The organism is Mycolicibacterium rutilum, from assembly GCF_900108565.1.
GTDB lineage: Bacteria > Actinomycetota > Actinomycetes > Mycobacteriales > Mycobacteriaceae > Mycobacterium > Mycobacterium rutilum.
In genome coordinates, this window is the sequence record NZ_LT629971.1 from 5,156,609 (window position 1) to 5,176,378 (window position 19,770).

Consider the following 19,770-nt stretch of genomic DNA (forward strand, 5'->3'; position numbering starts at 1 on the left):
CCGTTTCACAGCAGGCGCCCCGGGTATACGCCCCCAATGAGCAAGGACATCAGCAAGGGCGACAAGGTGCAGTGGAAAAGCCACGGCAGCACCGTCACCGGAACTGTCGAAGAGAAGATCACCTCGGACACCGAGGCCGCGGGTCGCACGGTGCGTGCGGATTCCGACAATCCGCAGTACCGGGTGCGCAGCGACAAGAGCGGCCGCGACGCCGTCCACAAACCGGAATCGCTGAAGAAGAAGTAGCGGCACCGATGGGCAGTCAGGACAACGACACCACGTACGCCGAATTCAAGGACACCGTCAACATGACGGCAGCCGAGCTCGAGAAGTGGCTCGACACACCCGAATCCAAAGAGGTGGGCCAGAAGTGCGGTGACGGCGAGTCGACCGGGCACGCGAGCGGCCGGCGGATCATCGAGTTGTTGCGGACGAAGAAGTCAGATCTCAGCGACGACGACTTCGCGCACATGCGCAAGGTGGTCGGCTACGCGCACCGGCACCTGGCGCAGAAACCGCAGGGCAACACCACCGAATCGGCCTGGCGGTATTCGCTCATGAACCGGGGTCACGATCCGCGAAAGGACTAGCGTCATCCAGCAGCGGGATCTGCTCCATCGCCCACGGGCTGATCGCCCACGGCAGTCCGGCCGCTGAGCGCAGCTGATCCCAGGACACCCACATCCACTCCATGACCTCCGACGGGTCGGCCTGGATCGCGGTGTCGCAGCGCGCCACGAACACCGGGCAGATCTCGTTTTCCACCGTGCCGTCGGCGGCGACCGCGCGATACCGGAAATCGGGCAGCACGCACCGGGGCGCCTCGATGGTCACGCCGAGTTCCTGACGGGCGCGGCGCCGCACCGCCTCGTCGACCTGCTCCCCCGGTGCGGGATGCCCGCAGAACGAGTTCGACCACACCCCGGGCCAGGTCTGCTTGCCGAGCGCGCGGCGGGTCAGCAGCACACGCCCGTCGCTGTCGAACAGATAGCACGAGAAACCCAGGTGCAGCGGTGTTGCCGCGTGGTGCACCGTCGTCTTGGCGGCGCTGCCGATGGGGCGGCCATCCTCGTCGAGCAGGATCACGGACTCGCCGTCGGTGGCCACCGTCGCTGCAGTCGTCGTCACAGACACCCCGTCTACATACCCACAATTGGCGATTCGAAATGATGCCGGCGTCGGGTCATGCCGACCGCTCCCACCGGTGCAGCGCGTCGCGCAGGCTGGTCACGCGCACGCCCGGCGCGGGCTGCGGCACGTGGTCCCACCCGGGGCCGCCCAGCAGGACCTGCGCGTGCCTGCTCACCGCGCGCACGGTGTCGATGTCGGCGGTGTCGCGGGTGTGCGACCACAACACCGCGGTGACCGGCGTCGTCAGCCGGGCGATCGCGTCGATCATGGCCCACGCGGGCACGTCGGCCCCGAGCATCACCGCGCCGTGGCCCCGTTCACCGAGCGCGGCCCGCAACGCCTCCAGCGGCAACACGTGCGTTTCGCGTGCGGTGCAAGCCAATACGACCGACGTATCGGCTCCTGCCGGCGCCAGCGGCGCGCGTTGCAACGTCCGCGCCACCGCCCACGACAGCGCGTGTTCGACGTCGACGCAGCCGCCCTGCTGCTCCTGGCGGGACACGATCGCTGCGTAGGCGGGCCGTACGACGAGCTCCCAGGTGTCGAGCACGCCGAAGTGCTGCAGATGGGATTCGAGCAGCCGGCCCAGCGACAGCAAGTTCAGGTCGAGCGCGGCGGTCAGCAGCGCGTCGATGTCCCCGCGCGGCGGCATGATGGACTCGCCCGCCAGCTGGGCTGCGCTGCGGCGGCTGACGCCGTCGCGGATCAGCTCGTGCATGCGCTGCACGGCCTTGACGTCGTTCTCGCTGTAGAGCCGGTGGGTGCCCGGGGTGTGTTGCGACGGGCCGATACCGTAGCGCTGGCTCCAGCTGCGCAGTGTCGCGGTCGGCACGCCGACGCGTTCGGCCACGACGCGGACCGTGTACTTCGGCTGATCAGCGTCGGACATCGGGGCTGCTCACGGCGGTATCGACGGGGACAGAGTAGACCGCGGCACCCGCAGGCAAACCCGATCAATGCACTATCGATGCGGACATTCGCATTGTGGATAGAAACCCGGGCGGAAGCGGGTACAGGTCAGCCATGACCCAGACAGACGAACAGCACAGCCGCCCCGAGGGCCTCGACGACGCGACGGTCGAGGCCGTCGGCGGGGTGTCGGAGGCGTTGGAGTGGGTGGAACGCGCCCGCGGACACCTGTACTCGTTTCACCAGCTGATGGGTCGCGCCGACCTGCTGCTCGGAGAGGCGTGCGACAAGCTGCGCGAGGCCGGCCACGACAGCATCGCCGAACGGCTGGAGGAAGAGGTCGTCGGACGCAATGTGCTCTACGGGCGCTGGACGTTCCAGATCGTCGAGGATTTCGACGACAGCTACTGGTCGGTGTTCCGCGACCACGAGCGCCGGGTGCGCGACGAGTTGCAGCAGGGTCGCAGGCACGTCTTCGAGTCGGAAATGAAGGAGCGGCGCCGCACCCAGGGTCGCCCCGGGCACGAACGCCGCCCCAACGAGTGATTTCGGTGCACTACCGATCGCCCCGCGACAGGTAGTGCACCGAAATCGCCAATTAAGCCGTCTCGGTGATGGGCCGGTCGACCCAGCTCATCAGGTCGCGCAGCTTCTTGCCGGTCACCTCGATCGGATGCTCGGCGTTCTGCTTGCGCAGGCCCTCGAGTTCCTTGTTGCCGCCCTCGACGTTGGCGACCAACCGCTTGACGAAGGTGCCGTCCTGGATGTCCTTGAGGATGTCCTGCATGCGCTTCTTGGTGTCGGCGTCGATGACACGCGGGCCGGACAGGTAGCCGCCGAACTCGGCGGTGTCGGACACCGAGTAGTTCATCCGCGCGATCCCGCCCTCGTACATCAGGTCCACGATGAGCTTGAGCTCGTGCAGCACCTCGAAGTACGCCATCTCCGGGGCGTAGCCCGCCTCGACCATGACCTCGAAACCGGTCTTGACGAGTTCCTCGGTGCCACCGCACAACACGGCCTGCTCGCCGAAGAGATCCGTCTCGGTCTCCTCCTTGAAGGTGGTCTTGATGACACCGGCACGCGCGCCGCCGATCGCCGCGGCGTACGACAGTGCCAGCGCCTGGCCCTCACTCTTGGGGTCCTGGTCGATCGCGATCAGGCAGGGCACACCCTTGCCGTCGACGAACTGACGACGCACCAAGTGGCCGGGCCCCTTGGGGGCGACCATGCCGATGGTGACGTTGGCCGGCGGCTTGATCAGGCCGAAGTGGATGTTGAGGCCGTGGCCGAAGAACAGCGCGTTGCCGTCTTCGAGGTTCGGCTCGATGTCGTTTTTGAAGATCTCGGCCTGCGCGGTGTCGGGCGCCAGCAGCATGATGACGTCGGCCCACTTGGCGACCTCGGCGGGCGTGTCGACCTCGAGCCCCTGCTCGGTGACCTTCTCGCGCGATTTCGAACCCTCCTTGAGCCCGACCTTCACCTCGACGCCGGAGTCGCGCAGGCTCAGCGAATGCGCGTGACCCTGGCTGCCGTATCCGATGACGCCGACCTTGCGTCCCTGGATGATCGACAGGTCCGCGTCGTCGTCGTAGAACATCTCTACTGCCACTGAATTTCCTTATCTACTCACTGATTTGGGGTTACTCACCCGGTGTGGGCTTACTTGGCGGTACCGATGCCGCGGGGGCCGCGCGACAGCGACACCACGCCGGACTGCACGATCTCGCGGATTCCGTAGGGCTCCAGCACCCGCAGCAGCGCCTCGAGTTTCTCGGGCGTGCCGGTCGCCTCGATCGTCAACGACTCGGTCGAGACGTCGACGACCTTGGCGCGGAACAGGTTCACGGCCTCGATGACCTGGCCGCGGGTGGACGCGTCGGTGCGCACCTTGATCAGCGCCAGTTCCCTCGCGACCGAGTTGTCCTCTTCCTGCTCCACGATCTTGATCACGTTCACCAGCTTGTTGAGCTGCTTGGTGATCTGCTCCAGCGGCGCTTCCTCGACGCTGACGACGATCGTCATCCGCGACATGTTCTTCTGCTCGGTCGCGCCGACCGCCAGGGACTGGATGTTGAACCCGCGCCGCGAGAACAGCGACGCGACGCGCGCGAGGACGCCGGGCTTGTCCTCGACGAGCACCGACAGCGTGTGCGTGGTGGTGCTCATGCGTGGCCCTCCTCGTTGTCGAACAGCGGGCGGATACCGCGCGCGGCCTGGATCTCGTCGTTGCTGGTGCCCGCGGCGACCATCGGCCAGACCTGGGCGTCGGCGCCGACGATGAAGTCGATGACCACCGGGCGGTCATTGATCTCGCGTGCCTGACGGATCACGTCCTCGACGTCTTCGGCACGCTCACAACGCAATCCGACGCAGCCCAGCGCCTCGGCCAGCTTGACGAAGTCCGGGATGCGGCGCGAGTGCGTCGCCAGATCGGTTTGGCTGTACCGCTCTTCGTAGAACAGCGTCTGCCACTGCCGCACCATGCCCAGGTTGCCGTTGTTGATCAACGCCACCTTGATCGGCGCGCCCTCGACCGCGCAGGTGGCCAGTTCCTGATTGGTCATCTGGAAGCAGCCGTCGCCGTCGATCGCCCACACCTCGGCCTCCGGGCGCCCGAACTTGGCGCCCATCGCGGCGGGCACCGCGAAACCCATGGTGCCCAGCCCGCCCGAGTTGAGCCAGGTCTTGGGGTTCTCATAGGAGATGAACTGCGCGGCCCACATCTGGTGCTGGCCCACGCCCGCGACGTAGACGGCCTCGGGCCCGGCCATCTTGCCCAGTGTCTCGATGACGTACTCCGGGGACAGGCTGCCGTCGCTCTGCGGTCCGTAGCTCAGCGGGTAGGTCGCCTGCACCCCGCGCAGGTACTCCCACCAGTTGTCCATCGTCAGCGACGTGCCGTCGCGGCGCAGCGCCGCGATCAGTTCGCCGATGACCGCCTTGACGTCACCCACGATCGGCACGTCGGCGTGGCGGTTCTTGCCGATCTCGGCGGGGTCGATGTCGGCGTGGATCACCTTGGCGTCCGGTGCGAACGACTCCAGCTTGCCGGTCACCCGGTCGTCGAAGCGGGTGCCCAGCGCGATCAGCAGGTCGCTGCGCTGCAGTGCGGCCACCGCGGCCACCGTGCCGTGCATGCCCGGCATGCCCATGTTCTGCGGATGGCTGTCGGGGAACGCGCCGCGCGCCATCAGTGTGGTGACCACCGGGATGCCGGTCAGCTCCGCCAGGTCGAGCAGCTCGGCGCTGGCGTCGCCGCGGATCACGCCGCCGCCGACGTAGAGCACCGGCTTGCGCGACGCGGCGATCAGCTTGGCGGCCTCGCGGATCTGGCGGTTGTGCGGCTTGGTGTTGGGCTTGTAGCCCGGCAGGTCGATGCGCGGCGGCCAGCTGAACGTGCACTGCGCCTGCAGCACGTCCTTGGGGATGTCGACGAGCACCGGGCCCGGCCGGCCCGAGGACGCGATGTGGAACGCCTCGGCGATGGCCTGCGGGATGTCGTCGCCGTTGCGCACCAGGAAGTTGTGCTTGGTGATCGGCATCGTGATGCCGGAGATGTCGGCTTCCTGGAAGGCGTCGGTGCCGATCAGGCCGCGACCGACCTGACCGGTGATCGCCACCACCGGGATCGAGTCCATGTGCGCGTCGGCCAGCGGCGTCACCAGGTTCGTCGCGCCGGGACCCGAGGTCGCCATCATCACGCCGACCTTGCCGGTCGCGTGCGCGTAGCCGCTGGCGGCGTGACCGGCGCCCTGCTCGTGGCGGACCAGCACGTGACGCAGTTTCTGGGAGTCGAACAGCGGGTCGTAGACCGGCAGCACGGCACCACCGGGGATTCCGAAGATCGTGTCGACGTCGAGCTCCTCCAGCGACCGGATCACCGCCTGCGCACCGGTCATCTGCTGGGGCGCAACGCGTTTGGCGGGCGCGGGTGCTGATTTGGCCGGCGGCTGGCCCGCATGCCCGTCGTCGGGCACGGTCGCCACCGCCTGCTCCAGCGGTCGTGTTGTGGGTGCGCTCACGGTGTTCGTTCTCCTAAATCCTGTTTCGGATCCGTGTCTAGGGTCTCAAATCGGTGGTCGGGCAAGAAAAAACCCCCGTCAGCTGGGCTGCTGTACGAGGGTCGCGCGTCGATGCTGGTGGCTATGCCCGAGTGTGGGCCAGCGCATCAACGCGCTTCCCAATTACTACGAGCGTCCCCAGGGTCTGCATAACTGTCGACGGTAGCCTCCGCACTGGTCACAGGTCAAATTGCGGGTCGATGCGAAGATGGCCGGGTGACTTCCGACGCCGATCCCACCCCCGTCGTCATCCGGATCTCCCCGATGGCGCATTTCGCCGTCGCGTTCCTGGTGCTGGGCCTGCTGACGCTGGTCCTCGCGGGTCTGCCGTGGGTGCTGGCGCTGCTGGTGATCCCGGCCGGGCTGTCGGCCTATGTGGTGCGCAACCGCACCGTCGCCGACCGCGACGGCGTGACCGCGCGCACGCTGCTGAGCAGCGAGACCGTGCGGTGGGACGACGTCGACGGCCTGCGGTTCGGCAAGGGCTCGTCGGCCTACGCCCATCTCAAGGACGGCCGAGACATCCGCCTGCCCGCGGTCACCTTCGCGACGCTGCCGCTGCTGACCGAGGCCAGCGGCGGGCGGGTGCCCAATCCGTACTCGACGGACTAGGCGAACGGATTGCCGCCGTTGAGGACGACCCAGATCGCCACGCCCGCGCCGACGCCGAGCACCAGCGCGACGAACGATCCGACGAACGGCCGCCGCGCCCAACCCCGGCCGGCGTCGAACCCGTAGCGGCCCGGCCCGGTCAGCACCAGCACCGCGACGGCGCAGGCGAGGAAGACCTGGTACTCGTGCCCGTCGGTGAGGAAGTCCGAGAGCCGGGCCTCTTCGTGGGCGGTCATCGCCTCGGCGAGCACGCCGGTGACCAGATAGGCCAGCGCTCCTGCGGCAGCCACGGGGGTGAACAGCCCGAGGATCAGCAGCACGCCGGCGGCGATCTGGCCGCCGGTGGCGACGTAGGTCAGGATGTCGGAGTAGCGGAAGCCCATGTCGGACAGCTCGGATTGCCAGCCGTCGAGGCCGGGCCCGCCCCACAGGCCGAACGCCTTCTGCAGGCCGTGGCCGATGAACAGCACGCCGATCGCCAGCCGCAGCAGCAGCAGGCCGAGGTCGAGGGTGCCGCGCCGGTCCGATCCGCGGGTCAGTGGGTCGGGCTCGATCTCGGCCGGTTCGGCGCCGTAGCCGCCCATGGCGTGCCGTCCGCCGGGCTGCACGTAGGGCAGTGGTTCGGGCTCGTTGAGCAGGCCGAACGCGGGTGCGGCGGGCGCGGCGGCACCGGCGTCGTAGTGCGGTATCGCGGTCGTTTCGAAGTCGCCGCCGTAGTTGGCCGCCGGAAGATCGTCCTCGGGGTCGACCAGGCTCGCCGACACCGGTCGCCCGGCCGCGTCGTCGGGCCGCTGCCAGGTGCGTGGGTCATTGGGATGACTGGTCACATGGCCAGGGTAAGTGCAATTCACCCGGTAGCCGCGTATTGGCGCGGCGCTTCTGCACTCCAATTCGCGAGCTCAACAGGGCTGCGGGCGCGGGTGCGCGTGGCACGCCCGGCGGAATGATCCGTAACCTGGCTCGCATGAATGTGCGCCGGCCGCTGCGGGGTGTGTTCGCTGTGCTGTGCGCGGCGTTGCTCGTCGGGTCCGGATGTGCGCGTTTCGACGATGCGCAGTCCCAGCCGTTCACCACCGAACCCGAGCTCGCGCCGGGTCCGACGTCGACACCGCCGCCGCCACCCCCACTGCCGGCGACCCCGTTTCCCAAGGAGTGCCCGGCGCCGGGCGTGATGCAGGGCTGCCTGGAGAGCACCAGCGGCCTGATCATGCTGCCCGACAGCCAGTCGGCGTTGGTGGCCGAGCGCACGACCGGTGTGGTCAAGGAAATCTCGGTGCGGGCCGAGCCGAAGGTCAAGACCACGCTGCCGGTCGACGGTTCCGGTGATGGCGGGTTGATGGACATCGTGATGTCGCCGACCTATCAACAGGACCGGCTGATGTACGCCTATGTCAGCACCCCGAGCGACAACCGCGTGATCCGCATCGCCGACGGCGACATCCCCAAGCCGATCCTGACCGGCATCCCGAAAGGGCCGAGCGGCAACACGGGTTCGTTGATCTTCACCAGCCCGACGACGCTGCTCGTGCAGACCGGGGACGCGGGCAACCCGGCCGACGCCGGCAATCCGGGCTCCCTGGCAGGCAAGCTGCTGCGCATCGAGCAGCCCACCACGGTCGATCAGGCCCCGACGACGACCGCGCTGTCCGGCCTGGGCGCCGGGGGCGGCATGTGCATCGACGCCTCCGACGGCTCGCTGTACGTCACCGACAGCACCCCCACCGGTGACCGGCTGCAGCGGATCACCAAGGACTCCAAGACCTCGACGGTGTGGACCTGGCCGGACCGGCCGGGGGTGGCCGGTTGTGCGGCGCTCGACGGCACGGTGCTGGTCAACCTGGTCAACACCAAACAGACCGTCGCGGTGCGGATGGCGCCCGAAACCGGCGCGGTCACCGGCGATCCCGAGGTGGTCCGGCAGGACCAGCACGGCCACGCGTGGGCGTTGGCGATGTCGCCGGACGGCAACGTGTGGGGCGGCACGGTGAACAAGACCGCGGGCGACGCGCAGAAGCTCGACGACGTGGTGTTCCCCTTGTTCCCGCAGGGCGGCGGCTTCCCGCGCAAGAACGAGGACGCCACGTAATCCGTCACCCGTCAACGAGTCTCAACCCGACGATCCCGGTGACGATGACGGCCAGGAACACCATGCGTCCGACGCTGGCGCACTCACCGAGCAGGATCATCCCCGCCACCGCGACCCCGACCGCGCCGACCCCGACCCACACCGCGTAACCGGTTCCCGCGGGCAGGTGGCGCAGCGCCACCGTCAGCAGCACGAAGCTCAGCAGCGCGGCGGCGACGCCGATCACGCTGGGCCACAACCGTGCAAAGCCGTCGGACTGTTTGAGCGCGATCGCCCAGACGATCTCGAGCAGGCCCGCGACGACCAGGATCACCCACGCCATCGCGCGTCACGCATTCGTTCCACCGTCGACGGTGAGAACCGCGCCGGTGATGTTGGCCGCGCGGTCTCCGGCGAGAAACGCAACGGTGTCGGCGATCTCGCCGGGCGCGGCGTAGCGCTTGAGCGCCGACAAGGCGCGCTGACTGTCGGCGCCCGGGGCGTCGGCCGGGTTCATGTCGGTATCGGTGGAGCCCGGCTGCACGAGGTTGACGGTGATGGCGCGCTCCCCCAGGTCCCGGGCCAGGCCGCGGGTGAAGCCGAGCAGCGCGGCCTTGCTCATCGCGTACAACGTCACGCCCGGTGCCGGCACCCGCTCGGCGAGATTGCTTCCGATGCTGATGATCCGACCGCCGTCGGGCATGTGCCGCACCGCCGCCTGACTCGCGAGATAGACCGCGCGCACATGGATGTCGAGGGTGCGGTCGACCTCCTCCAGCGGCACGCCCTCGATCGGCCCGAAGGGGAACACCCCGGCGTTGTTGACCAGGATGTCGAGGCCGCCGAACGCGGCGGCGGTCTCGTCGACCGCGGCGATGACGTCCCCGGCGACGGCGCTGTCGGCCCGGATTGCCAGCCCGCGCCGACCATGCGCGGCGATCCGGTCGACCACCGCGTCGGCACGCTCCTTGGACTGCGCGTAGGTCACCGCGACGTCGGCGCCCAGCTCGGCCAGCCGGACCGCGATCTCGGCGCCGATCCCGCGGCTGGCCCCGGTCACCAGCGCTGATTTTCCGGACAGTTCAGCCATCCCAGCCTCCTCATATTTTTGTATCGATCACTAAATAATTGAGCCCGCACCGTACACTTGTCAATGGTTTTCTTGTCGGTCGTTACAGAAAGGTAGGTGCGATGGCCACCCGCGGCAGACCTCGCGCGTTCGACCGCGCCGAGGCACTGCGCCGCGCCATGGAGGTGTTCTGGGAACACGGGTACGAGGCCACCTCGATCAGCCACCTGACCGCCGCCATGGGCATCAACTCGCCTAGCCTCTACGGCGCGTTCGGCTCCAAGGAGACACTGTTCCGCGAAGCCGTCGCCCACTACGACGCGACGGAGGGTGCCGCGGTGGCCGCGGCACTGCGGGATCTGCCGACTGCCCGCGAGGCCATCGCAGAGTCGTTGCGCCACAACGCGATCGCCTTCACCGAGCCCGGGCTGCCGCCGGGCTGCATGATCGTGCTGTCAGCGTGTACCGACCGCAGCCAGACCGTGCACAACCATCTGTCGGGTCTTCGGCTCGAACTGGAAAAGGACTTCGCCGAGCGCATCGAACGCGGGATCGCCGACGGCGACGTCCCGGCCGGGGCCGACGCCGCGACGATCGCCGCGTTCTACAACACCGTCAACCACGGCATGGCGATCCAGGCCCGCGACGGCGCCGACCGCGCGAAGCTGTCGGCGATCGCGGAGTCCGCCATCGCGGCCTGGGACGCTCTGGTGTCGACCTGATCGGGCCGTCGGCTCAGCTGCAGGCCGCGAGCACCAGTTCGCGCACGCGAGCCGCGTCAGCCTGCCCCTTGGTGGCCTTCATCACCGCGCCGACGATCGCTCCCGCGGCCTGCACCTTGCCGCCGCGGATCTTCTCGACCACATCGGGATTGGCGGCCAGCGCCTCGTCGACGGCCGACTGCAGCGCGGAGTCGTCGCGCACGACCTCCAGACCGCGGTCCTTCATCACCTGCTCGGGCTCACCTTCGCCGGCGAGCACGCCCTCGACGACCTGACGAGCCAGCTTGTTCGACAGCTTGCCGTCGTCGACGAGCGCGACGACCGTGGCCACCTGTGCCGGCGTGATCGGCAGCGCGTCGAGTTCCACCCCGGCCTCATTCGCCTTCTGCACCAGGAAGTTTCCCCACCACGCGCGGGCCGCATCGCTGGACGCGCCCTGCTCGACGGTGGCGGCGATCAGGTCGAGCGCGCCGATGTTGACCAGGTCGCGCATCACCTCGTCGGAGATGCCCCACTCCTCCTGGATCCGATTGCGCAGCACCCACGGCAATTCCGGGATGGTGGCGCGCAGCCGCTCGACCCATTCGGCGTCGGGCGCGACCGGCTCCAGGTCCGGTTCGGGGAAATACCGGTAGTCCTCGGCGGTTTCCTTGCTGCGGCCGGGCGATGTGTACCCGTCCTCGTGAAAGTGCCGGGTTTCCTGGGTGACTCGGCCACCGGCGTCCAGAACCGCCGCCTGCCGCCGCATCTCGTAGCGGACGGCGACCTCCACGCTCTTGAGCGAGTTGACGTTCTTGGTCTCGGTGCGGGTGCCGAACTCTTTCTGCCCGACCGGTTTCAGCGACACGTTGGAGTCACAGCGCATCGAGCCCTGATCCATCCGGACGTCGGATACGCCCAACCCCCGCAACAGGTCTCGCAACGCGGTCACATACGCCCGGGCGATCTCGGGTGCGCGCGACCCGGTGCCCTCGATCGGCTTGGTGACGATCTCGATCAGCGGAACGCCGGAGCGGTTGTAGTCGATCAGCGACGTCGTGGCGCCCTCGATGCGACCGGTGTCGCTGCCGAGGTGGGTCAGCTTGCCGGTGTCCTCCTCCATGTGCGCGCGCTCGATCTCGACGCGCCAGGTGCTGCCGTCGTCGAGCGGCACCTCCAGGTAGCCGTTGATCGCGATCGGCTCGTCGTACTGGCTGATCTGGTAGTTCTTCGGCATGTCCGGATAGAAGTAGTTCTTCCGGGCGAACCGGCACCACGGCACGATCTCGCAATTGAGCGCCAACCCGATCCGGATCGCCGACTCGACCGCCTGCTGGTTGAGCACCGGCAGCGACCCGGGCAACCCCAGGCACACCGGGCACACCTGGGTGTTGGGTTCGGCGCCGAACTGGTTGGCGCACCCGCAGAACATCTTGGTCGCGGTGGACAGTTCGACGTGTACTTCCAGACCCAGCACCGGCTCGTAGCGCGCAACGACGTCGTCGTAGTCGAGCAGTTCGGCGGTCACAGCAGTCATGGTGGCGAGTCTAATGCCGTCGACTCTGCGCTTACGGCGGTGGCCACTCGCAGTTTTGCGCCCTGCACGCAGAGTGAACCACCGAAATCAGCCGAAGAACTCGGCGGCGTCGTCGTAGCGGCTCTGCGGCACCAGCTTCAGCTGGCGCACCGCGTCGGCCAGCGGCACCCGGCCGATCTCCTGGCCGCGCAGCGAGACCATCATCCCGTACTCCCCCGCGTGCGCGGCGTCGGCGGCGTTGACCCCGAAGCGGGTGGCCAGCACGCGGTCGAACGGCGTCGGCGTGCCGCCGCGCTGTACGTGGCCGAGCACGGTGACCCGCACCTCTTTGTTGATCCGCTTTTCCACCTCGAGCGCCAACTGCTGCGCGACACCGGTGAACCGCTCGTGGCCGAATTCGTCGATGCCGCCCTGGCGCAGCTGCATCGACCCCTCGGCGGGCTTGGCGCCTTCGGCGACCACGCAGATGAAGTGCGAATCACCGCGCACGAAGCGCTGTTTGATCAGCCGGCAGACCTCTTCGACGTCGAACGGTTGCTCGGGGATCAGCGTCATGTGCGCGCCCGACGCCAGCCCGGCGTTGAGCGCGATCCAGCCGGCGTGCCGTCCCATCACCTCGACGAGCATCACCCGCTGATGCGATTCGGCGGTGCTGTGCAGCCGGTCGATCGCCTCGCTGGCCACCCCCAGCGCGGTGTCGTGGCCGAACGTGACGTCGGTGCAGTCGATGTCGTTGTCGATGGTCTTGGGTACGCCGACGACCGGCACGTTCTCCTCGGACAGCCAGTGCGCGGCGGTCAGCGTGCCCTCGCCGCCGATCGGGATCAGCACGTCGATGCCGTTGTCGTCGAGGGTCTGCTTGATCTGGTCCAGCCCGGCGCGCAGCTTCTCGGGATGCACCCGCGCGGTGCCGAGCATGGTGCCGCCCTTGGCCAGCAGCCGGTCGTTGCGGTCGTCGTTGGCCAGCTGGATGCGCCGGTTCTCCAGCAGCCCGCGCCAGCCGTCGAGGAATCCGACAACCGACGAGCCGTACCGCACGTCGCAGGTGCGCACCACGGCTCTGATCACCGCGTTCAGTCCAGGACAGTCACCGCCGCCGGTCAGCACTCCGATCCGCATGTCTTCATCCTCCCCGAGCGCACGGTTGTTCGCGCCCTCTGTCGGCGTTTGCGTTCAACTACCGTGCGCTCGGCGGGTCTAGAGCGCGGTGGGCAACTCTCCGCGCGCGGCCTCGTAGGCGGCGCCGACGCGGTACAGCCGGTCGTCGGCCAGCGCGGGCGCCATGATCTGCAGCCCGACCGGCAGGTTGTCGTCCGACGACAGCCCAGACGGCACCGACATCCCGCAGTGGCCCGCGAGGTTCAGCGGCAGCGTGCACAGGTCGAACAGGTACATCGCCAGCGGGTCGTCGACCTTCTCCCCCAGCGGGAACGCCGTGGTCGGAGTCGCCGGCGAGATCAGCACGTCGACCTTCTTGTAGGCCTCGTCGAGGTCGCGCGCGATCAGCGTGCGCACCTTCTGCGCCTGGTTGTAATACGCGTCGTAATAACCCGCCGACAGCGCGTAGGTGCCGATCATGATGCGCCGCTTGACTTCCGCGCCGAACCCGGCGGCGCGGGTCATCGCCATGACCTCCTCGGCGCTGTGCGTTCCGTCATCGCCGACCCGCAGCCCGTAGCGCATCGCGTCGAAACGGGCGAGGTTCGATGACACCTCCGAGGGCAGGATCAGGTAGTAGGCGGGCAGCGAGTAGTCGAAGTGCGGGCAGTCGACCTCGCTGACCTCCGCGCCCAGCGCGGTGAGCTGTTCGACGGCGGCGCTGAACGACGCCAGCACACCGGCCTGGTAGCCGTCGCCACGCAGCTGTTTGACCACACCGATTCGGACGCCCGTCAGATCGCCCGACGCCCCCGCCCTGGCCGCGGCCACCACGTCGGGCACCGCGGCGTCGACGGAGGTGGAGTCGCGGGGGTCGTGGCCGGCGATCACCTGGTGCAGCAGCGCGGTGTCGAGCACCGTGCGCGCGCACGGCCCACCCTGGTCCAGCGACGACGCGCACGCGATCAGCCCGTACCGCGACACCGTGCCGTAGGTCGGTTTGACGCCGACCGTCGCGGTCAGCGCCGCCGGCTGACGGATCGAGCCGCCGGTGTCGGTGCCGATGGCCAGCGGCGCCTGGAACGCCGCGAGCGCGGCCGCACTGCCGCCACCCGAACCGCCCGGGACGCGGTCGACGTTCCACGGGTTGCGGGTCGGGCCGTAGGCAGAGTTCTCCGTGGACGAACCCATCGCGAACTCGTCCATATTCGTCTTGCCGAGGATCGGGATCCCGGCGGCGCGCAACCGGATCGTCACCGTCGCGTCGTACGGCGACGTCCACCCCTCCAGGATCTTGGAACCGCACGTGGTCGGCATGTCGGTGGTGGTGAACACGTCCTTGAGCGCCAGCGGCACCCCGCTCAGCGGTGACGGCAGCGTCTCGCCGGCGGCCACCGCGGCGTCGACGGTGGCGGCCGCTGCGAGCGCGTGCTCCTCTGCGACATGCAGGAACGCGTGGTACTGATCGTCGGTCGCCGCGATCTGGTCCAGGCACGCGCGGGTGACCTCGGTCGACGACACCTCCTTGGCGGCGATCCGGGTCGCCAGCGTCGCCGCGTCCAGCCGGATCAGCTCGGAGTCGCTCATTCGGCCTCCCCGAGGATCCGCGGCACCGCGAACCGGCCCTCGGCCGCTTTGGGCGCCTGGTCGAGCGCCTCCTCCTGCGACAGGCAGGGGGTGACGACGTCGGGGCGGAACACGTTGACGTCGGTGAGCGGGTTGTCGGTGGGGTCGACGCCGGCGACGTCGACGGCCTGGATCTGGCTGACATGGCCGATGATGGCGTCCAACTGCCCGGCGTAGCTGTCCAGCTCGTCCTCGGTCAGAGCGAGGCGGGCCAGCCGCGCCAGATGGGCGACCTCGTCTCGGGAGATTTGCGACACGACACGCAGCCTAGTCATCGCCGTTCGGCCGGCTGAGGCCGGAATGCTCGGCGTCTGGTGCTGTGAAACAGTGTTGCGCGTGCGTTCGTACCTACTGCGGGTCCAGCTCGAGGATCGACCAGGCAGCCTCGGCTCACTGGCCGTGGCGCTGGGATCCGTCGGCGCCGACATCTTGTCGCTGGACGTCGTCGAGCGGGCTGCCGGGTACGCCGTCGACGACATCGTCGTCGAACTGCCCGCGGGCGCGATGCCCGACATGCTGATCACCGCCGCCGAGCAGATCAAGGGCGTCTACGTCGACAGCATCCGGCCGCACACCGGGCTGCTGGAGGCGCACCGCGAACTCGAGCTGATCGACCACATCGCGGCCGCACCCCGCGACGGCAAACTGCAGGTGCTCGTCGACGAGGCACCGCGGGTGCTGCGCGTGGGGTGGACCAGCGTGATCCGGCTGACCGATGCGGGCCCCGAACGGGTCGTCGGCAGCCCGGGCGCCCCCGAGACACAGGCCGCGCAGACGCCGTGGCTGCCGCTCGACCACGCCGAGGCCCTCGACGCCGACGCCGACTGGGTGCCAAAGTGGTGGCGCGACATGGACACCACGCTGGCCGCCGCCCCGCTCGGCGACCCCGCGACCGCGGTGGTACTCGGCCGCCCCGGCGGCCCGCTGTTTCGGCCCTCCGAGGTCGCGCGGCTGGGGTATCTGGCGGGTATTGTCGCGACCATCCTGCGCTGACTTCCGGCGCCCTGAACGGCTGTTACCGTTGGCAGCGATCGCCACTGACCGCACCGCTCAACGTCGAACGGAAGGTTCCGCGTGGACACGCTGCTGATCCTGCTCGCCGCCGTGCTCCTCATCGCGGCCATCATCGTTCTGGTCAAGGCGCTGCAGCGGCCCAAGAAGCCCGCCCGCTCGTCCGGACGCGAAGACCCGCTGAAGTTCGCGGCCACGATGCCGCAGTTCGGGCCGCGCCAACTCGGGCCCGGCGCCATCGTCGCGCACGGCGGCATCGACTACGTCGTGCGCGGCAGCGTCACCCTGCGGCAGGGCCCGTTCGTCTGGTGGGAGCACCTGCTCGAGGGCGGGCCGGAGCCGGTGTGGTTCAGCGTCGAGGAGGACGAGGGCCGCCTCGAGCTGATGATGTGGACGCGTCGCAAGGATCTCGCGCTGCAGCCCGACGGTGAACTCGTCGTCGACGGCCAGCAGTGTCGGGAAACCGAGCGCGGCCACGCATCTTTCACCACCGAAGGCACCACGGGGCTGCCCGCGGGCGGCGAGATGGACTTCGTCGACTACGCCAACGCCGACGAGACGCTCCTGCTCGGATTCGAGCGGTGGGCGCCCGACATGCCCTGGGAGATCTCGACCGGCACGCCGGTGCGGCCCGGCGAGCTCACGGTCTACCCCGCGCCGCCGCCGACAAGCTAGGGCATCCGGGTGCCGCTTCATCGACTCGCCGTGAGCCCGGCCGACGTGTCCGGGTCCACGCTGCGCCTCGCGCTCAACGCCCCCGCCCCTACCCCACTGGCCACGCGGGTGCTGCACCACCCCGACGGCACCACCCTGACCCTCGGTGTGCTCGGCGCGTCGCACCTCGTCACCGTCGACGCCGCCGATCACGCGTTCTCCGAAGAGGTTTCGTGCACCGCGCAGTCCGACGCGGCACTGCCCGGCCACGCCACCGCCCCCGGGTACCGCATCCGGTCGCGCACCGAGATCCGCGGCGCCGCCGACTTCCACCGGCTGGCGCACACGCTGCGCGACAACTGTGAGCGGCACGGCGGCTGGCTCGGCGGGGTCTTCCCCGGCGACGACGCGGCGCTGACCGCCCTGTGCGCCGAACCGGGCCCCGCCGGATGGCGGTGGCAGACCTGGCATCTGTATCCGAGTGAGGCCGGCGGCACCGTCGTCCACACCACCAGCCGGTGGCAGCGGTGAGCCGCACCGCGCTGTTCCTGCTCGCCGCCGGCCTCGCGGCCGCCGGGATCGCGTGCCTGGTCCTGGGAATCTCGTTGCAGAACCGCGACATTCGCACCCACATCGAGGAGAACTACGCCGCCTACTCGCGCACCACCGAAGCCGACAGCTACGAGTGCACCGGGTCCCCCAGCGAGGTCGCCGACCGGCTCGCCGAGTACCAGAGCCCCGAGGCGCGAGCCAGCGACCGGGGCACCGAGTACCTGCGCTACGAGGACGACATCGTGATCGTCGGGCCCGCCGGCGACCGGCCGTGCACCATCCGCGTCGAAGACGTGCGCGGCGGCAGATACATGGGCGGCGGCTTCATCTTCCTCGGGCCGGGCTTCTTTCCCGGCGCACCGGCGGGCGGTTCAGGCGGCAGCCCCGGCGGACCGGGCGGGACGAAATGACAAGCGCGTCAGGCCGATCAGCTAAGGAGAACCCATGATTGTGGCCATGGTCGAGTTCGGCACCATCAGCGGCGAGAACCTCGTCCAGAACGTGGTCGCCGCGGTCTTGTACTTCATCATCGGCGTCGCGGTCCTCGCCGCGGGGTTCGCGATGGCCGACGCATTGACCCCGGGCAACCTGCGCCGGCTGGTGTTCGTCGAGCGGCGACCCAACGCGGTCGCCGTCGCGTCGGGGATGTACGCCGCCCTGGCGATCGTGGTGATCTCGGCGATCGTGGCCAGTTCCAACGACCTGGGCCAGGGACTCGTCGACGCCGCCGTGTACGGCCTCGTCGGTGTCGTGCTGCAGGGGGTCGCGCTGGTAGTGCTCGAAGCCGTCGTGCCCGGCCGGTTCCGCGACCTGATCGGCGAGGAGCGGCTGCATCCGGCTGCCATCGCCACCGCGGTGATGCTGCTGGCCGTGGGAGGGGTGAACGCCGCGGCGCTGTCATGACGGTGACCGGGGACGTCTCGACACCAACCCCGCGGCTGGGCGGGTCGGCCACGCGCTGGCGCGCGGTGCTGTTCGCGGCCGTCGCGACGTGCGCGGCGTGCGGCATCGTCTACGAGCTGGCGCTGTTGACGCTGTCGACCAGCCTGCACGGTGGCGGGGTGACCGCGATGTCGCTGATCGTCGCCGGTTACGTCGCGGCACTCGGCGTGGGCGCCCTGCTGGTCAAACCGGTGCTGCACCGCGCAGGGCCGGTCTTCATCGCCGTGGAGATCGCGCTGGCGATTGTCGGCGGACTGTCGGCGGCCGCCCTGTACGTGGCGTTCGCGTTCATCGGCGGCTCGCTGTGGGTGCTGGCGATCGGCACCGCGCTGATCGGAGGCCTGGTCGGCGCCGAGGTGCCGCTGCTGATGACGCTGCTGCAGCGCGGGCGGGTCGCGGCCGACACCGACACCGGACGGGTGCTGGCGAACCTCAACGCCGCCGATTACCTGGGTGCGCTGATCGGCGGTCTGTTGTGGCCGTTCCTGTTGCTCCCGCAGCTGGGCATGATCCGCGGCGCGGCGGCCACCGGGATCATCAACGTGGTCGCGGCGGCGGTGGTCGCGTTGTTTCTGCTGCGCCGCATCGTCAGTGGACGCGAACTGGCCGCCGCGCTCATCGCGCTGGCGGCGGCGCTGGCGCTGCTGGTGACGCTGCTGGCCGGCGCCGACGGCATCCAGACCTCGACACGCCAACGGCTCTACGGCGATCCGATCGTGGCGTACCGGCAGTCGGCCTACCAGGAGATCGTCGTCACCCGGCGCGGGGCCGACACCCGGCTCTATCTCGATGGCGGACTGCAGTTCTCGACGCGTGACGAGTACCGCTATACCGAGAGCCTGGTCTACCCCGCGCTGGCGGACGGTCCGCGTTCGGTGCTCGTACTCGGCGGCGGCGACGGCCTGGCGGCTCGAGAGCTGTTACGGCACAACGCGATCGAGAACATCGTGCAGGTCGAGCTGGATCCCGCCGTGATCGACGTGGCCCGCTCGACGCTGCGTGACGCCAACGCAGGCGCGCTGGACGACCCCCGCGTGCACGTCGTCATCCACGACGCGATGACGTGGCTGCGCGACCGTCCCGACGGTGTGCCCGTCGGGGGTTTCGACGCGGTGATCGTCGACCTGCCCGATCCGGACACCCCGGCGCTGGGGCGGCTGTACTCCGTGGAGTTCTACGCGTTGATCAGCGGCGTCCTGGCACCCGACGGCCTGGTCTCGGTGCAGGCGGGCAGCCCGTTCTCCACGCCGGACGCGTACTGGCGCACGGTGTCGTCGATTCGGGCGGCCGGTTACGCGGTGACCCCGTACCACGTGCACGTGCCGACGTTCGGGGACTGGGGTTTCGTGCTGGCGCGTCGCGGCGCGACGGCCCCGACACCGACGGTTCCGGCCGGCGCCCCGCCGCTGCGGTATCTCGACCAGCGAGCGTTGGACGCCGCCACTGTGTTCGGCGGCGACACCGCGTCGCGCGAGCTGGAGCCGTCGACGCTGGATCACCCGCGCGTCGTCGACGATGTGCGGCGCGGGTACCGCTGACCGTCAGCCGCCCGCCGGGACCGGCCAGCGGTCGTTGACGTCGGCGTTGGTGTCCTTGCGGGCGCAGTGCGCACAGCAGAAGATCGCTTCTTCGGTCTCGATTCCGTGTCCCAGGATGCGACATCCGCAGTGCGCGCACTCCGGAGCCAGCTGCACCGCCGCGCATTCCACGCTGTCGAACGTCGCGTTGCGGCCGTCGGGCCACGTCACCGTGAACGCCTTGTCGTAGTCGTTGCCGCAGGTATCGCAGATCGCCATCAC

General features: G+C 69.2%; 25 protein-coding genes. 12 read left to right on the forward strand and 13 right to left on the reverse strand.

Annotation, left to right across the window (positions count from 1 at the left end; translation table 11 throughout):
- The first annotated feature begins 36 nt into the window (after positions 1 to 36).
- Both BLW81_RS25120 and BLW81_RS25125 read left to right on the forward strand, forming a co-directional pair.
- Complete coding sequence (locus BLW81_RS25120) at positions 37 to 246, forward strand: hypervirulence associated TUDOR domain-containing protein (RefSeq protein ID WP_083409542.1); 210 nt, start codon at positions 37 to 39, stop codon at positions 244 to 246.
- Positions 247 to 254: 8 nt separating this feature from the next.
- The gene (locus tag BLW81_RS25125; RefSeq protein WP_083409543.1) at positions 255 to 590 is read left to right on the forward strand and encodes a DUF3140 domain-containing protein; all 336 of its coding nucleotides are present in this window, start codon (positions 255 to 257) and stop codon (positions 588 to 590) included.
- On the opposite strand, the gene idi is transcribed toward BLW81_RS25125, so the two are convergent.
- A complete protein-coding gene (gene idi / locus BLW81_RS25130) occupies positions 556 to 1,128 on the reverse strand; it encodes an isopentenyl-diphosphate Delta-isomerase (RefSeq protein WP_235632091.1) in 573 nt (190 codons plus the stop codon). The genes BLW81_RS25125 and idi overlap by 35 nt on opposite strands.
- A 55-nt stretch (positions 1,129 to 1,183) precedes the next feature.
- Complete coding sequence (locus BLW81_RS25135) at positions 1,184 to 2,020, reverse strand: MerR family transcriptional regulator (protein WP_083409544.1); 837 nt, start codon at positions 2,018 to 2,020, stop codon at positions 1,184 to 1,186.
- A 134-nt stretch (positions 2,021 to 2,154) separates the two neighbouring features.
- Here BLW81_RS25135 and BLW81_RS25140 point away from each other — a divergent pair, with 134 nt between their 5' ends.
- Positions 2,155 to 2,586, forward strand: a complete 432-nt coding sequence (locus tag BLW81_RS25140; protein WP_083409545.1) for a hypothetical protein — start codon at positions 2,155 to 2,157, stop codon at positions 2,584 to 2,586.
- A 52-nt stretch (positions 2,587 to 2,638) separates the two neighbouring features.
- On the opposite strand, the gene ilvC is transcribed toward BLW81_RS25140, so the two are convergent.
- The 3 genes from ilvC to BLW81_RS25155 all read right to left on the reverse strand — a co-directional run bounded on the left by ilvC (position 2,639) and on the right by BLW81_RS25155 (position 6,065).
- Complete coding sequence (gene ilvC / locus BLW81_RS25145; RefSeq protein ID WP_173839747.1) at positions 2,639 to 3,640, reverse strand: ketol-acid reductoisomerase; 1,002 nt, start codon at positions 3,638 to 3,640, stop codon at positions 2,639 to 2,641.
- A 62-nt stretch (positions 3,641 to 3,702) separates the two neighbouring features.
- Positions 3,703 to 4,209 (reverse strand): acetolactate synthase small subunit, encoded by a 507-nt coding sequence (ilvN, locus tag BLW81_RS25150; protein ID WP_083409547.1) that lies wholly within the window; start codon positions 4,207 to 4,209, stop codon positions 3,703 to 3,705.
- On the reverse strand, positions 4,206 to 6,065 hold the full coding sequence (locus BLW81_RS25155) for an acetolactate synthase large subunit (protein WP_083409548.1): 1,860 nt from the start codon (positions 6,063 to 6,065) through the stop codon (positions 4,206 to 4,208). Before BLW81_RS25155 ends, ilvN begins: the two co-directional genes overlap by 4 nt.
- 303 nt (positions 6,066 to 6,368) lie before the next feature.
- On the opposite strand from BLW81_RS25155, the gene BLW81_RS25160 reads away from it, so the two are divergent.
- The gene (locus BLW81_RS25160) at positions 6,369 to 6,716 is read left to right on the forward strand and encodes a PH domain-containing protein (RefSeq protein ID WP_083410805.1); all 348 of its coding nucleotides are present in this window, start codon (positions 6,369 to 6,371) and stop codon (positions 6,714 to 6,716) included.
- On the opposite strand, the gene BLW81_RS25165 is transcribed toward BLW81_RS25160, so the two are convergent.
- A complete protein-coding gene (locus BLW81_RS25165) occupies positions 6,713 to 7,543 on the reverse strand; it encodes a DoxX family protein (RefSeq protein ID WP_083409549.1) in 831 nt (276 codons plus the stop codon). The two genes, BLW81_RS25160 and BLW81_RS25165, sit on opposite strands and share 4 nt — an antisense overlap.
- Positions 7,544 to 7,680: 137 nt before the next feature.
- On the opposite strand from BLW81_RS25165, the gene BLW81_RS25170 reads away from it, so the two are divergent.
- Entirely contained in the window at positions 7,681 to 8,802 is a 1,122-nt protein-coding gene (locus tag BLW81_RS25170) for a PQQ-dependent sugar dehydrogenase (RefSeq protein ID WP_173839675.1), read from the forward strand.
- 4 nt (positions 8,803 to 8,806) lie between these two features.
- Here the strand turns inward: BLW81_RS25170 and BLW81_RS25175 are convergent, their stop codons facing one another.
- Together BLW81_RS25175 and BLW81_RS25180 are read right to left on the reverse strand one after the other, a co-directional pair.
- Positions 8,807 to 9,124, reverse strand: a complete 318-nt coding sequence (locus tag BLW81_RS25175) for a DMT family transporter (protein WP_083409551.1) — start codon at positions 9,122 to 9,124, stop codon at positions 8,807 to 8,809.
- Between the two features lie 6 nt (positions 9,125 to 9,130).
- On the reverse strand, positions 9,131 to 9,871 hold the full coding sequence (locus BLW81_RS25180; RefSeq protein ID WP_083409552.1) for a 3-oxoacyl-ACP reductase family protein: 741 nt from the start codon (positions 9,869 to 9,871) through the stop codon (positions 9,131 to 9,133).
- Positions 9,872 to 9,972: 101 nt separating this feature from the next.
- Between BLW81_RS25180 and BLW81_RS25185 the strand changes: the two genes are divergently transcribed.
- Positions 9,973 to 10,572 (forward strand): TetR/AcrR family transcriptional regulator, encoded by a 600-nt coding sequence (locus BLW81_RS25185; RefSeq protein ID WP_083409553.1) that lies wholly within the window; start codon positions 9,973 to 9,975, stop codon positions 10,570 to 10,572.
- 13 nt (positions 10,573 to 10,585) lie between these two features.
- Here the strand turns inward: BLW81_RS25185 and gatB are convergent, their stop codons facing one another.
- The 4 genes from gatB to gatC all read right to left on the reverse strand — a co-directional run bounded on the left by gatB (position 10,586) and on the right by gatC (position 15,069).
- The gene (gene gatB / locus BLW81_RS25190; RefSeq protein ID WP_083409554.1) at positions 10,586 to 12,088 is read right to left on the reverse strand and encodes an Asp-tRNA(Asn)/Glu-tRNA(Gln) amidotransferase subunit GatB; all 1,503 of its coding nucleotides are present in this window, start codon (positions 12,086 to 12,088) and stop codon (positions 10,586 to 10,588) included.
- An 87-nt stretch (positions 12,089 to 12,175) separates the two neighbouring features.
- Positions 12,176 to 13,207, reverse strand: a complete 1,032-nt coding sequence (locus BLW81_RS25195) for an ATP-dependent 6-phosphofructokinase (protein ID WP_083409555.1) — start codon at positions 13,205 to 13,207, stop codon at positions 12,176 to 12,178.
- A gap of 78 nt (positions 13,208 to 13,285) precedes the next feature.
- A complete protein-coding gene (gene gatA, locus BLW81_RS25200) occupies positions 13,286 to 14,773 on the reverse strand; it encodes an Asp-tRNA(Asn)/Glu-tRNA(Gln) amidotransferase subunit GatA (RefSeq protein WP_083409556.1) in 1,488 nt (495 codons plus the stop codon).
- Positions 14,770 to 15,069 carry an Asp-tRNA(Asn)/Glu-tRNA(Gln) amidotransferase subunit GatC gene (gene gatC, locus BLW81_RS25205; RefSeq protein WP_083409557.1) on the reverse strand — a complete coding sequence of 100 codons (300 nt, stop codon included), beginning with the start codon at positions 15,067 to 15,069 and terminating at the stop codon, positions 14,770 to 14,772. Before gatC ends, gatA begins: the two co-directional genes overlap by 4 nt.
- Before the next feature lie 70 nt (positions 15,070 to 15,139).
- Here gatC and BLW81_RS25210 point away from each other — a divergent pair, with 70 nt between their 5' ends.
- The 6 genes from BLW81_RS25210 (at position 15,140) to BLW81_RS25235 (ending at position 19,509) form a co-directional block, all read left to right on the forward strand.
- Entirely contained in the window at positions 15,140 to 15,805 is a 666-nt protein-coding gene (locus BLW81_RS25210; RefSeq protein ID WP_197680341.1) for an ACT domain-containing protein, read from the forward strand.
- A gap of 81 nt (positions 15,806 to 15,886) precedes the next feature.
- Positions 15,887 to 16,498: a DUF4178 domain-containing protein gene (locus BLW81_RS25215; RefSeq protein ID WP_083409558.1), complete on the forward strand. Its 612-nt coding sequence runs from the start codon at positions 15,887 to 15,889 to the stop codon at positions 16,496 to 16,498.
- 9 nt (positions 16,499 to 16,507) lie between these two features.
- On the forward strand, positions 16,508 to 17,008 hold the full coding sequence (locus tag BLW81_RS25220; protein ID WP_083409559.1) for a DUF2617 family protein: 501 nt from the start codon (positions 16,508 to 16,510) through the stop codon (positions 17,006 to 17,008).
- Entirely contained in the window at positions 17,005 to 17,439 is a 435-nt protein-coding gene (locus BLW81_RS25225) for a DUF4247 domain-containing protein (protein WP_083410807.1), read from the forward strand. Before BLW81_RS25220 ends, BLW81_RS25225 begins: the two co-directional genes overlap by 4 nt.
- A 34-nt stretch (positions 17,440 to 17,473) precedes the next feature.
- Complete coding sequence (locus tag BLW81_RS25230; protein ID WP_083409560.1) at positions 17,474 to 17,932, forward strand: DUF350 domain-containing protein; 459 nt, start codon at positions 17,474 to 17,476, stop codon at positions 17,930 to 17,932.
- Entirely contained in the window at positions 17,929 to 19,509 is a 1,581-nt protein-coding gene (locus BLW81_RS25235) for a polyamine aminopropyltransferase (RefSeq protein WP_083409561.1), read from the forward strand. Before BLW81_RS25230 ends, BLW81_RS25235 begins: the two co-directional genes overlap by 4 nt.
- A gap of 3 nt (positions 19,510 to 19,512) precedes the next feature.
- Here BLW81_RS25235 and BLW81_RS25240 read toward each other — a convergent pair whose 3' ends face one another.
- Complete coding sequence (locus BLW81_RS25240) at positions 19,513 to 19,767, reverse strand: metallothionein (protein ID WP_083410808.1); 255 nt, start codon at positions 19,765 to 19,767, stop codon at positions 19,513 to 19,515.
- Positions 19,768 to 19,770: the final 3 nt, after the last annotated feature.